General features: G+C 55.2%; 14 protein-coding genes. 4 read left to right on the top strand and 10 right to left on the bottom strand.

The genetic code is table 11. The features are described 5' to 3' along the window. Positions 1 to 104: 104 nt before the first annotated feature. The 3 genes from M2418_RS13965 to M2418_RS13955 all read left to right on the top strand — a co-directional run bounded on the left by M2418_RS13965 (position 105) and on the right by M2418_RS13955 (position 2,588). Positions 105 to 899 (top strand): MetQ/NlpA family ABC transporter substrate-binding protein, encoded by a 795-nt coding sequence (locus tag M2418_RS13965; RefSeq protein WP_250985035.1) that lies wholly within the window; start codon positions 105 to 107, stop codon positions 897 to 899. Positions 900 to 941: 42 nt separating this feature from the next. Then, a complete protein-coding gene (locus M2418_RS13960; protein ID WP_259147229.1) occupies positions 942 to 1,991 on the top strand; it encodes a biotin/lipoate A/B protein ligase family protein in 1,050 nt (349 codons plus the stop codon). 66 nt (positions 1,992 to 2,057) lie between these two features. Further along, a complete protein-coding gene (locus M2418_RS13955) occupies positions 2,058 to 2,588 on the top strand; it encodes a hypothetical protein (RefSeq protein WP_259147228.1) in 531 nt (176 codons plus the stop codon). A gap of 260 nt (positions 2,589 to 2,848) precedes the next feature. Here M2418_RS13955 and M2418_RS13950 read toward each other — a convergent pair whose 3' ends face one another. The 10 genes from M2418_RS13950 to M2418_RS13905 all read right to left on the bottom strand — a co-directional run bounded on the left by M2418_RS13950 (position 2,849) and on the right by M2418_RS13905 (position 11,617). Next, positions 2,849 to 4,141 carry a TRAP transporter large permease gene (locus M2418_RS13950; RefSeq protein ID WP_210323934.1) on the bottom strand — a complete coding sequence of 431 codons (1,293 nt, stop codon included), beginning with the start codon at positions 4,139 to 4,141 and terminating at the stop codon, positions 2,849 to 2,851. A 67-nt stretch (positions 4,142 to 4,208) separates the two neighbouring features. Continuing rightward, entirely contained in the window at positions 4,209 to 4,715 is a 507-nt protein-coding gene (locus M2418_RS13945) for a TRAP transporter small permease (protein WP_250985032.1), read from the bottom strand. A 73-nt stretch (positions 4,716 to 4,788) separates the two neighbouring features. Next, positions 4,789 to 5,775 (bottom strand): TRAP transporter substrate-binding protein DctP, encoded by a 987-nt coding sequence (gene dctP / locus M2418_RS13940; RefSeq protein ID WP_259147225.1) that lies wholly within the window; start codon positions 5,773 to 5,775, stop codon positions 4,789 to 4,791. 177 nt (positions 5,776 to 5,952) lie between these two features. Beyond that, positions 5,953 to 6,540, bottom strand: coding sequence for a glutathione S-transferase family protein (locus M2418_RS13935; RefSeq protein WP_259147223.1), 588 nt, complete (start codon positions 6,538 to 6,540; stop codon positions 5,953 to 5,955). A gap of 75 nt (positions 6,541 to 6,615) precedes the next feature. Next, the gene (locus M2418_RS13930; RefSeq protein WP_250985029.1) at positions 6,616 to 7,290 is read right to left on the bottom strand and encodes a GntR family transcriptional regulator; all 675 of its coding nucleotides are present in this window, start codon (positions 7,288 to 7,290) and stop codon (positions 6,616 to 6,618) included. Between the two features lie 53 nt (positions 7,291 to 7,343). Beyond that, positions 7,344 to 7,811 (bottom strand): VOC family protein, encoded by a 468-nt coding sequence (locus M2418_RS13925; protein WP_259147220.1) that lies wholly within the window; start codon positions 7,809 to 7,811, stop codon positions 7,344 to 7,346. Then, positions 7,808 to 8,905, bottom strand: coding sequence for a mandelate racemase/muconate lactonizing enzyme family protein (locus tag M2418_RS13920; protein ID WP_259147218.1), 1,098 nt, complete (start codon positions 8,903 to 8,905; stop codon positions 7,808 to 7,810). Before M2418_RS13920 ends, M2418_RS13925 begins: the two co-directional genes overlap by 4 nt. After that, positions 8,905 to 9,714, bottom strand: a complete 810-nt coding sequence (locus tag M2418_RS13915; RefSeq protein ID WP_250985026.1) for an SDR family NAD(P)-dependent oxidoreductase — start codon at positions 9,712 to 9,714, stop codon at positions 8,905 to 8,907. Before M2418_RS13915 ends, M2418_RS13920 begins: the two co-directional genes overlap by 1 nt. 2 nt (positions 9,715 to 9,716) lie before the next feature. Beyond that, entirely contained in the window at positions 9,717 to 10,787 is a 1,071-nt protein-coding gene (locus tag M2418_RS13910; protein ID WP_259147216.1) for a glycerol dehydrogenase, read from the bottom strand. Further along, the gene (locus M2418_RS13905) at positions 10,784 to 11,617 is read right to left on the bottom strand and encodes a shikimate dehydrogenase (protein WP_250985024.1); all 834 of its coding nucleotides are present in this window, start codon (positions 11,615 to 11,617) and stop codon (positions 10,784 to 10,786) included. Before M2418_RS13905 ends, M2418_RS13910 begins: the two co-directional genes overlap by 4 nt. A gap of 79 nt (positions 11,618 to 11,696) precedes the next feature. Here M2418_RS13905 and M2418_RS13900 point away from each other — a divergent pair, with 79 nt between their 5' ends. After that, positions 11,697 to 12,731 carry an L-idonate 5-dehydrogenase gene (locus M2418_RS13900; protein WP_250985023.1) on the top strand — a complete coding sequence of 345 codons (1,035 nt, stop codon included), beginning with the start codon at positions 11,697 to 11,699 and terminating at the stop codon, positions 12,729 to 12,731. Positions 12,732 to 12,748: the final 17 nt, after the last annotated feature.

The raw sequence follows: 12,748 nt of genomic DNA, 5'->3' as shown, positions 1-12,748 counted from the left end.
CCAAGCAGGATCAGGTAGAGCATGCGCACCGCACACGCTCCAAATTGAAAGTATTCGTTATGTTCGTCCAACGCCGTTTGAGAGATGTTTCAGCGCGAACCAGGATGTCTCGCAGGATTGTTGTCGGTATCATCGCGACATTGCTGGCCAGCATGTCTGCCGCTCCAAGCGCCATCGCCCAGGAACAAAAAGCGCTGCGCATTGCCTTGGCGACGAGTATTTCAAATGAAGCTGTTGAGATTGCAGCGAAAGAGGCCGAAGCCAAGGGCTTGAAGATCGAGATCATCGAGTTCAACGACTGGAACACCCCCAACACGGCGGTTGCCGATCGCGAAGTCGATGCAAACCTGTTCCAGCATATTCCGTTTCTGGAATTCACCAACGCAAATACCGGGCACAATCTGGTTCCGGTCGCCCCGGCATTCAGCACGCCCTTCGGACTCTATTCCAAAAGATACAAAACGCTTGAAGAATTGCCTGACAATGCCCGCGTGGTTTTCTCCGGGGACCCCGTCAATACCGCCCGTTCCCTGTTGTTGCTGCAGCGTGCGGGCCTGATTGAACTGAAGCCCGATGTTGGTCACCGCGCGACATTGGAAGACGTTGTCGTCTGGCACAAACCGCTCAACATCGTGCAGCTTGATGGCCCGCAGATTGCCCGCGCGCTGGATGAGGTCGATGCCGCTGCCACCTATCCGACATTTGCCAAACTGGCAGGTCTTGACCCGGCATCTGGCCTGATCTTCGAGAACGACCCGATTTATGCGTTCCAGTTTGTCACGCGTCCTGACATGAAGGACGACGCAAACCTGCGCAACTTCATCGACATCTATCGCGGCTCGGATGCTGTAAAGGCAAAGCTGCGCTCACTATATGGAAATCTGGTCTCTTTCCCCTGATTGAAATGACAAGGCATAGGCCTTCTGGATTGGAACACTAGCATGCATGGTGAATACAAGGTGCAGGGCGGTAAGCTTGTGGTCGTGGATCTTGATAATATCAACGACCGTCTGACGAACGTGCAGGTGCACGGCGACTTTTTCCTCGAGCCGGCCGAGGCTCTGGACGATATCCGCACCTCACTGGAAGGGCTACCGGTTATCTCGACCGTTGAAGACATTGTTGCCGCGATCAGAGCCGGCCTGCGCCCTGGCGCTGAAATGATCGGCTTCAGCCCTGAGGCCGTCGCAATCGCTGTGCGCCGGGCGCTCGGCGTCACTGGCACTTGGCGGGATTATGAATGGCAGATCATCGAGACCCCTGCGCTTCGTCCGGCCATGCATCTTGCCCTTGATGAAGTTCTGGCAAAGGAAGTGGGCGAAGGCCGCCGCGCCCCTTGCCTGCGCTTTTGGGAATGGGAACGTCCGGCCATCATTATTGGCGGTTTCCAGTCACTTCGTAATGAAGTGGACATGGAGGCTGCGACCCAATTCGGCGTTGAGACCGTACGTCGTATCACGGGTGGTGGGGCAATGTTCGTCGAGCCCGGCACGACCGTGACCTATTCACTTTATGCACCAGCCGAACTCGTTGGCGACATGAGTTTTGCAGACTCCTATGCCTTCCTTGATGACTGGGTTTTGAAAGCTCTGAACTCCCTGGGAATTGATGCCTTTTATAAACCGCTCAACGACATCTCCAGTTCCAAGGGCAAGATCGGTGGCGCTGCACAGAAGCGCTTCACGTCGGGTGCCGTTCTCCACCATGTCACCATGGCCTACAACATGGATGCCGACAAAATGGTGCAGGTGTTGCGCATTGGCAGGGAAAAGCTGAGCGACAAGGGCACAACCAGCGCAAACAAACGCGTTGATCCCCTGCGCAGCCAGACCGGCTTACCACGCGAAGAGATCATCGAGCGGATGAAGGAAACCTTCCGATCCCTCAATGGCGGAATTGCCGGTGGCGTTTCTGCGGATGAATACGCAGCGGCCGAAAAGCTGGCAGCCGAGAAATTCTCGACCGACGAATGGCTGCGGCACATACCCTGAAATCATAACTGGCCATGACATCATGACTGGGCCGTCGGCCCAGATCATTCATTCAGGAGAGTTGCCTTGGCACAGATGACGGTTGGCGCCGCAACCACAAACGAGGATTATCTCAACCGCCGGGCCGAACAACTGGTCATCGAGGGTTATCGATTCCTGGCCGGATTGGCAGATAGTCGCGCCAAACTGACTTCACCATCAGTACTGCGTCTTTATCACGACAATCTTGGCGAACCTGCGGGCGCGGAAGCTGCCGTAGCTCTTGAACGACTTGTCGCCGCACTAAAAACTTTTCGAGCTAGCCCAATTGCCGCCTACCCGCCAGGTTCACGGTTTATCAGTCCGGACGAAGTTTTGGTGCTCGGAATTATCGCTGGGATTCAGCATTGGGATGAGCAAATATTCCGTGCCTGCCTGAAACAGCTCTGCGCCGAAAGCGATCGGATCAGGGTGGCGGCGTCTGCCGAGACCTTTGCAATGGCCTTACACAATGCCGGCATGATCCTGGCACCATTGCCATTTAGCTTAAGAGCCCGCATCGTCAGGCAGTCTGAGATACGCCGACAGAAGGTGCCAGCCTCCATCACCCTGCATTGATTTCCGCTCACACCTGGAAGCTCATTCAGCTCGAATTGCGATTTAACCTTATAGTCTTGGCGGAAATGGCCGGTATTCTCAAACCCGACGGCCAATTGCCACTTGTGATACCTCCCGCCCCCATCAATCCGGCAGGCACACCCCATGAAGTGGTTTCCTTGCAACCCGCACGGCTGTTGATGGTCGGTTAGCCGGCGTTACAACAGGCCTTTCCCGACATCGAAATAACAACAGGGCCCTTTCGGGCCCTGTTTTCGTTTTTAGAGGAACAGCCTTGGTACGATCAGCGAAATCCAGGGGATGTAGGTCACCAGGAATAGCACTGCGAGCAACGCAAACAGGAATGGCCAGCTTTCGCGGATGTAGTGGCCGATCTTCACCTTAGCGATTGATATGGTGATGAACATCATTGTACCAACCGGCGGAGTAAAGCCGGCAATCGTCAGGTTGATCGACATGATGATGCCGAAGTGTACCGGGTCGATGCCCATGCCCAAGACCACCGGCACAAAAAGCGGTGCCATCAAGATCATCGCAGAACCGCCCTCAAAGAACGCGCCAACGGCGAGCAGAATGAGGTTGATGACAAGCAGCATGATCAGCGGATCGGAGATATTCGTCGTCAGGGCTGTGGCTACCATGGCGGGAATGCCTTCCCACGTCAGGTAGGCCGAGAACACAGTCGCCGCGCAGATCAGGAACATCACGCCCGCAGTCGCCAGTGTAGACTCCATTAGAATGAGAGGAATGTGCGACCATTTCAGCTGGCGATAAACCAAGGCACCGACAAGCGCCGCATAGATCACGCAAATCGCGCCAGCCTCGGTTGGGGTAAACAGGCCATAACGCAAGCCACCAAGGATAACGATCGGCAGAAATAGGGCCCAACTGGAATCCAGCGCCTGACGGCCGATCTCGCCCCATGAGGCCCTGCCTTCTCGGCTAGGCTTGTAGTTGCGCTTTTTCGAAATGATCGCAACGGTAATAGCAATCGCTACATAGATCAGCAGCCCCGGCAAATAGCCGGCAAAGAAAATCCGCGTAATCGAGACATCAGCCACAAGCGCATAAAGGATCAAGATGATACCGGGCGGGATGATTGGCGCGATACAGGATGAGGCGGCGGTTACCACAGTGGAAAAACCCTTGTCGTACCCAAGTCGGGTCATTTCAGGCACGATCATCTTGGTGGTCATGGCCGCGTCAGCATTGGCAGAACCCGAAGGCCCGCCCAGCAGCATGTTCACCAACACATTCACCTGCGCCATTCCGCCAGTGTAATGGCCAACCAGCACGTTCGACAGCTTCAGGATTTTATCTGTAATTCCTGAATAGTTGAAAATGACGCCCGCACAGGTGAACAGCGGAATTGCCAGATAGGAAAACGCCTCCGTATTGGCCATCAGATTGGTGACCATCGTGTCGGTCGGCAGCAAAGTGTTGATGAACACGAAGTAGAAAGCCGCCGCACCCATCAGTGACAAAGCAACAGGAACACGCAAAAGAAACAGCGCAAAAAGGACGAAAAGCGGCAGGTAGGAAGTCAAGCCCATGTGAGCCCCCAGACGCTCCCAATGGAGCAAGTAATAACGGGATGAAGAAGGTCGCAGCACATGACAGTTACATCTGCTCTTCCAGATCAACAGATGGCAGTTCCTGCCCTCTGAGGAGCATCACCAGAAAGCGGATGCTGTAAAATGTCATCAGACCAAACGAGATGGCCGGCGCGAGATTGATCCAGAAATAGGGAATTTCAAGAAACGCTGTACGACGAATCCATCCGGACATCGCAAGCGTTGCAGCCAGATAAAAGAAATACCCACAGATCACGACCATGATGATGTAGCTGATGATATGCGCAATATGCTTCGGGCCGGGCGCGAACATATCAACGACCAGATCCACCGCGATCATCGCACGCATTCGAAACAGCAGTGACAATCCAAAAAAGACGGAATAGCCGAAAGCGATATAGGCAATTTCTTCAGTGAAAACCAATGAGTTACCCGTCGTAAAACGAATGATGACATTGGCCGAAATAACCAGCACCATGGTGGCAAATGCCACCATAGATACCGTCACCTCGAATTTTGAGACGAGCCCAGCTAACCGGTTCATCACATGCATGATCTTTACTCCATAGATAAACGATGTCCGGCAGAACCGGACATCACGATGAGTGCGTGGAGGAGATGGGAACTTACTTGATGATGCCGTTCATCTTGTCGTAGACGCCAGGCGTCCACTCAGGAAAGGCATCCGGAACCTTCGCAGCAGCTTCAAAGAAGGACGATTTGTCCACGTCATTGAAGCGAATGCCCTTGTCTTCAAGCGTCTTGCGGAACTCGGTTTCAAGCGCTTGGATTTTCGGGATACGCTTGGCCGATTCAGCACGACCCACGGTATCGAGAGCTTTCTTGGCGTCATCAGGCAGGCTGTCATACACCTTCTGGCTCATCAGGATTGAGGTGGTGGCAACAACGTGACCGGTCAAAGATATATTGGGACGGGTTTCATAGAGCTTCGATGAATAAAGCAACGATAGCGGCGCTTCCACGCCATCCGCCACACCCTGCTCAAGGGCGCTGTAAGCTTCAGACCATGCGGTGTTGGTCGGGTTTCCACCAAGGGTCTTGGACACTTCGTTCCACATCTTGGTTGGGGCATTACGGATCTTCATGCCAGCCGTATCGGGACGAGCCTTTACCTCACGGTTGGAAAGCAGATGGCGTGTGCCGAAATAAACAAGCGTAACAACACGTAGCCCCTTTTCGGAAAGCTTCGCTTCCATGTCCTTGACCGTGTCAGAGTTCCACAGCTTCTCGATATCCTCAGGCTTCTTCACAAGATACGGGGCCATGAAAGTCGAGAAGTCAGGCACATAGTTGGACAGGTGGCTCGGATCGGAATCCTGCAGTACCGGCGCACCACGCGAGATGGTGTCGATCATGTCGACCGTCTTGCCCAAAGCTTCCGACGGGAAGATTTCGACCTTGAGTGTGCCATTGGACGCAGCTTCCAGCTCCTTGGCAAACTCCTGCCAAAGCGGGTAGGTTTTGTCCTGATTGGACACCACCATGTTCATGCGCAGCAATGTCGGCGATTGCGCGAAAGCAGGCAGCGCACAGGACATAGCAAGGCTGGCAGCAACGCTCGCCGCAAAAACTCTACGGGTGAATTTCAGCATATATTTTCCTCCAGATGGACGTGTCGTGCCTCCCCGGCACGGTTAAGACGATCCCGACCTGTGGTCCGTGTGCGGCTGGCTGCTCCTCCAGCACCGCTCACTCCTCCTCGGCCTCAGTCATATATCATGCATCATATTCTTTCAGCGTCAAGTCCGCCAACAGCCTGCAAACGCGTGTTATTCAAACAAAGTGGCCTGCATCGACGGTTTGGCGGAGACAGCATCCAACCATGACGCGAGTGCGGGGTGACGAACTCGCCAAGCATCCTCGGAAAAACGGAAATCCAGATATGTCAGCGCACAGGCAATCGAGATCGCCCCAATATGGAAGCGGGACAGTTCACCAATGTTTTGCTCCAGATGCGCCAGTGTCTGGTCAATCGTGCGCCTGTAGAGCCGGAGACGCTCAGGCGATTGCTGTTCTACAGGACGCAATGTTTCATGGCGGCGGGGGACTGCCGCGTCCATGATCCCGTCACCCAGGGCCTGTTGCAGCAGCGCCTGCCAGCGCGCACCGCTCTCAAACGGAAATAGCTTTGGACCATAGGTTACATCGAGATATTCGCTGATCAGCGGGCTGTCAAAAAATGCCTTTCCGTCGTCCAGCAGCAGGGCCGGAACACGGTTCATCGGATTGACGGCAGCAAGCGTGACATCGTCAGACATGGCATTGACGGCAACCAATTCAAGCGGCACATCGAGTTCGTGCGCAACCACCCTAACCTTGCGGGAATAGGGTGAAGGCACTGCATATAGAAGTTTCATGCGGTTTCTCCGGGCGTGAAAAAGTGTCCGCCGATGAGGTCATCGGCGGTTATAAAATCAGAAATCCAGGATTGCTCAGACGGCTGTCTTGCGCTCGGCTTCGAGGGTCCGGACCATTTCCTCGCCCCACAGGATATCTTCCTGCATGGCGGCACGGCTTGCCTGTGCGTCTCCGGCTTCCAGCGCAGCAATCAGGTCATAATGTTTGTGATTGTCACCCGAAAGCTGACGTACCGGCATCCGGTCGTGGAAGGTACGAAGGAACGGGCCCATCAGGACCCACATATTTTCACAGATGCTTTCGAGGATCGGCAATTGCGCAAGACGCAGGATTGCAAAGTGAAAATCGCGGTTCAAAACACTTGCTCGCTCAGGGCTTGTCGCAGCGGCCTTGATAAATTCAGCGTTGATGGCTTTCAGCGCCTTGATATCTGCCTTGGTGGCCAATTCTGCTGCACGTGCTGCTGCAACACCTTCAAGCTCGACGCGAATACGTTGCACCTCCCGCAAACTCTGCGGGGAAAGATCAGGAACCTGCACAGATGTGGCAGCGCGCATTTCCAGGGCCCGCTCGCTGACCAGACGGAAAATCGCTTCGCGTACCGGGGTTATGCTCGTGCCATATTCTTCGGCCACGCCTGAGATCGTCAGGCGTTGGCCCGGTGCATACTGGCCGTCCATAAGTGCATTGCGCAAATTGCCATAAAGCTGTGTCGACAGGTTTTCCCGCGAAATAGGTTTCTGGGCCAATCCGGCATCCTTTCAGGCAACGAAACAAATCATATATGATCTAACATACTTCTCTATGACCTGGGTAGCTCGACCAGTTCGATAAGCACGCCATGTGGATCACGCATGTATAACCCCCGCAAACCGGCCGCTATTCCCTCGGTAATCTCGGTCAGTTCGCCTTGCTCAGATCCGCCATTCCGGAGAATGTCATCGCGCAGCGCCTCGACATTTTTTATGCGCAGGCAGATATGTGCGGCACCCGGCTGGCTGCCACGCGGCATGGATGGCGTGTCCTGTTCTTCAAACTGGATGAACTCGATATGGCCTCCATGGCCATAGAGATGCACGAGCTTCACCTGCGCATTTGGCACACCCATGAAGCATGAAATCCATGGCTGACGTCGTTCGCCAATCGGTTTCGCCTCAAATCCCATCACATTGGTCCAGAAGGCAACCGAGCGCTCAATATCGGGTGTAATCCAGCCGGTATGGTCGAGGCTGGATTGTCCCCATTTTTCCAGATAGGCCTGATCTGTCATTTCGAAAAAATTTCCTGACGGGTTGTGTAGGGCGCCACCCGGTCCCAATCGAGTGCGAGACCCGCACCTTTGCGTCCAGTGGCAATGATGTTTCCGCCTTCGATGACCGGAGGTGACAAGAAAAACTGGTCGATCGGATCGGCCCCGACCTCCGGCATGATCATTTCGACACAGCGAACCGCATCAAAAGCCAATGCCATCTCAGCGTGAAGCGCTGCAAAAACATGCGGAATGACGGGCCTGTCAAAGGCGCGAGCCACCGCAATTGCCTCTACTGCACCGGTAATGCCGCCACTGACCGAGGCATCGACCCGGAGAATACCGCCAGCATTGGCAAGATCACGAAAGCCCGGGAGATCGATGACGTCCTCGCCCACCGCCAGCGGAATGTCGAGCCGCGAGGACAATGAGGCGATGGCATGCACCTGCGTTGGTGCGAATGGGTCTTCAACAAAAGCGGCACCAAGCTTTTCCGCCAGCCTGCACCAGGGAAGCGCCTGATCAATGCTGGTCCACGACCAATGCGCATCAATCCCAAATTTGACACCTGTTGGCAGTGACGCAGCAAGAGCCTCCATGACAGCCTTGTCAGCCTCGAAATTTAGCCCGTCAATCATGCATTTGATGGTCTTGAACCCGCGGGCAGCGAGATTTGCGCCTTCCGTGGCAGCCCGTTCCGGCGTCATGCCGTAACCGATTACCGGCATGACAGGCACCTTGTCCCGAACGGCGCCCAAAACAGTAGAAAGCGGTTGGCCAACCGACACGCACCAGGCATCCCAAAGCGCAATGTCACAAAGGCTCATTCCTCTGACCATGGCCGCACGCGGTGCAGGCGTTGGTCCCAGTGCAAGTTTACGCAACCGGTTTCGATCGGCCGCCTTTTCGCCCGGATAATGCCGGGCCGCCTTGGCCACCAGATCAAAGAGCGGCAGACCACGATCATAGCCATAAGCGTAACCTTCCGACCCGTCGGAAAGCACCAGCTTCACAACGACATAATCCCGTTGTGCGATGGTAACAGGACCGAGTTGAACCGGTTTTTGAAGCGGGATGCAGACAGACCTCGCTTCGAGTTTTGCAATTGTCGTCATCAGCTTGCCACGCCCAGATCAGCGCTTTCGGTGAGGAATGCATTGGCTGTCATGCCGCCATCCACCATCAAGACGTGGCCTGTCACAAAACTTGCCGCTTCGGACGCCAGGAAGATTGCCGAACCCATTAACTCATCTGGCTCGGCCCAGCGTGCCAGAGGCGTGCGGTCGATGACCTGCTGCTCAAAAGTTCCCGTCCCCAGCACCTTCTTGTTCATGTCAGTCAAAATATAACCGGGACCGATCGCATTGACCGTGATGCCGCAGGAACCAAGCTCCGCTGCCAGACCACGTGTGATGCCAACCACCCCGTGCTTGGCCGCAACATAGGATATGACGCCGGGGCGCGAACTGATGGCCATGACCGACGCTGTGTTGATGATACGCCCGTATTTCTGCTTGCGCATGTGGCGAATGCATTCACGCGCCACGCCGTAGAGCGAACTGAGATTGATGGAAATGACCTTGTTCCAGTCATCCATGTCATGGCTTTCAACCGGCTTGCGAATAAGAATACCGGCATTGTTCATCAATATGTCGAGCCTGCCATTGCGCTCAACAATACCGTCGACAGCGGCGGCAACCGCTGGCGTGTCAGTCACATCAAAGGTGACGGCTTCGGCACTCCAGCCGCTGGCCTTCAAGCTCTCGACCGCAGCGTTGGCGTTATCGGCATTGATATCGTTGATAACGACGTGCGCACCTGCCGAGGCAAGTCCTTTGGCAAAGGAAAAACCAATGCCGCGACCAGCACCGGTTACCAATGCAATGCGGCCTTTCAACGAGAAAAGTTCAGTCCCTGTGGTCATGATCAAGCGGCCTCGATGATGGTAATAGCGCGGGCGATATCGTCAGCCGAAATCGGCTTTACAAATTTCTTCATATGCGCGGCCTCGGCAGACACGGTGGCGATGGTTTCGACAACCGAATTCGACCGCTCGTCCAGACCGAGATCCGCCAGTTTCAGCGGCAGTTTGGCGTCACGATAGAAATCGTACATATCGGCCATGAAGTTATCATCGCGGTCCTCAAGCACAAGCTGCACCAGCAGGCCGTAAGCGACCTGATGACCATGAAGTGCGTTGGCGATACCGGGCACTGCTGACAGTCCACGCGTCATGCCGTGAGACACGGAAAGTCCGCCACTTTCAAAGGCCAGACCGCTCATCAGAACGCAGGCTTCAACCAGTGCCTCGAGATGTTCGTCCGGTTCGCCGCGCTCAAGCGCGGCATAAGCGGCGGTGGTGTGTTCACGCACAGTATCATAACATGCATGAGCGAGCGCTAGAGCAGAGCGCGGTGATGCCGCACCAAACACGTTATTGCCCTTTGCTCCGATGCACTGCTCAACCTCGAAACGTTTGACCAGCGCATCACCAACGCCTGCGGACAGCAATTTCAGCGGTGCCTTGGCGATAATAGCTGTATCGACAAGCACAAGATCAGGGTTAGCACGGTTCTGTTCCACGCCAACCAGCTTGTGGTCGCTGTCGTAGACAACCGCGATATGACTGGTGGGAGAATCATTTGAGGCAACCGTCGGAACCGAAATGAAAGCGGCCTTCAGCGCCCTTGCCACCAGCTTGCCGGTATCGATGGTTTTGCCACCACCTGCAGCAATCACCACGTCATGTTTTGCATCGGACACTTCCTTCACCAGTCGCTCAATCTCGGCATAGGTGATTTCGCCGCCAAAACGCAGACCTGTCACACTAACGCCTGCCTCCTGCGCACTGCGGGTGATGGTTGGGCCAACAATTGCGTTGACATTATCATCGGCCAGAAGGATCGCGGATGTTCCAAATCCCGCAAGTTCCTTGCCGATGGCTGCAAGAACGCCTGGCCCCTGAATATAGCGGCGTGGTGCTCCAAAAATAATCATGCGTTTTCTCTCCGGATATTCAAAATATGTTCATCCGGGACCTGCCGGACAACGAAATCAATGAAAGGATCTATCTGGCCGGTCAGCATATGAACGCCCTCGTGGACCATCGCACCGCGCAGGTGCGCTTCCTCCAGAAGTCGCGTAACGGGTGGCGACATGATGACTTCGGCAACGATGCTGCCACGCTCCAGCGTATCGGGATCAAGCGGCAGCGGATCATTATCATGCATGCCAAGAGCCGTGCCATTGACCACCAGATCGAAACCGGTTCCATCGGCCTTGCCAACACTGACAGGTGTTGCCGGATACAGTGCCCGCAAACGGTCCACCAACGCTTGCGCACGGGCTTCGGTACGGTTGCTGATAACCAACTCGCGGACACCGGCCGCCAGAAGCGCATCGGCTATGGCAACAGAAACACCGCCCGCGCCCACCAAAAGCGCTTTCTTGCCAGCTGGGTTACGCCCCAGACGCGATAGACCGCCCGTAAAACCCTCACCATCGAGTATACGACCGACCAAGGCTCCGTCAGCATCCTTGCGAACGACATTGGCAACACCAAGCAATGCGGCAGGGCCTTCAAGCCTGTCGCACAACGCAGCAACGGTCTCCTTGTGAGGGATTGTGATAATCGCACCGGGCACACTTTCGCTGATGCGCAGCGCATTCATCACGGCGACGAGATTGTCAGGGTGGACCTGCCACGGCACCAGCACCGCATCCAGCCCACGCTCCGTGCAGCGGGCATTAAACAGCTGCGGAGTCCGCAAATGCGCAGACGGATACGCAATATGAATGAGAACTTGCGTTCTCCCGTTAATCTCCATCAGCGCCTCCCTCGCATTGTCATCACGTATCATGCATGATATTTGATTGTCGTCAACGCAAAAGTCTTTGGGAGGAGCAATGAAGGCAGTTGTATTACACGCACCACATCATCTAGTGATCGAGGATCGAGATATGCCCGTTCCAAGCGACGGAGAGGTGCTGGTCCGCATTCATAAGGGGGGAATCTGCGGCTCGGACATGCATTATTACCATCATGGCGGCTTCGGGACAGTGCGCATGAAGGCACCGATGGTGCCCGGACACGAACTTTCGGGCGTTGTTGAACGCCTTGGCGTGGATGTTTCTGGAAAAAGCGTCGGTACAGCAGTTGCGGTCAATCCATCGCTCGCTTGTGGAAAATGCAGCTACTGCGCGTCGGGCACGCCACGGCACTGCTCCGATATGCGCTTCATGGGCAGCGCCATGCGCAACCCACATATTGATGGCGGTTTCCGCGAATATGTAGTGGTTCGGGCGGCGCAGGCCGTGCCGGTCGGGACACTTGCAGGGCTTGATGAAGCAGCCTGCGCAGAACCATTGGCCGTATGCCTGCATGCGGTATCGCAGGCACCGGATCTGCGGGGCAAACGCGTTCTTGTCACCGGTTTCGGGCCAATCGGCGCACTGACATTCCTTGCTGCAAGACACGCCGGAGCAGCTGCAATCTCTGCGACCGATGTTGCCGACATGCCGCTTCGTCTTGCAGCGCAATTGGGGGCAGAAAAGACTTGGAACGTCACAATGCCCGGTATGATGGAAGAAGAATACCGCGATCGGGGGCAGTTCGATGTGGTATTTGAATGCTCTGGCAATCAGGCTGCAATGCAGACAGCCATTGGCGTCACCAAGCCCGGCGGCACGATTATTCAGGTAGGGCTTTTGCCTGACGAGATAACCACAGCCTTTAATCCTGTCATCACCAAGGAAATCACCTTCCGGGGATCATTTCGTTTCGACAGCGAATTTGATCTGGCTGTCCGGCTGATCTCAGACCGCACCATCGATGTGCGGCCAATCATTTCCCGCACCTTCAAATTTGACCGCGCTGACGACGCTTTCGCCTTCGCCCGTGATCGACAGCAGGCCATCAAGGTCATGCTCGACTTTGCATAACAACAGGAAACCTTATC

It is taken from the genome of Rhizobium sp. BIGb0125 (genome assembly GCF_024810055.1).
Taxonomy (GTDB): Bacteria; Pseudomonadota; Alphaproteobacteria; order Rhizobiales; family Rhizobiaceae; genus Agrobacterium.
Note: the sequence above shows the minus strand (reverse complement) of the source record. Positions and strands in the feature narration are given on the sequence as shown.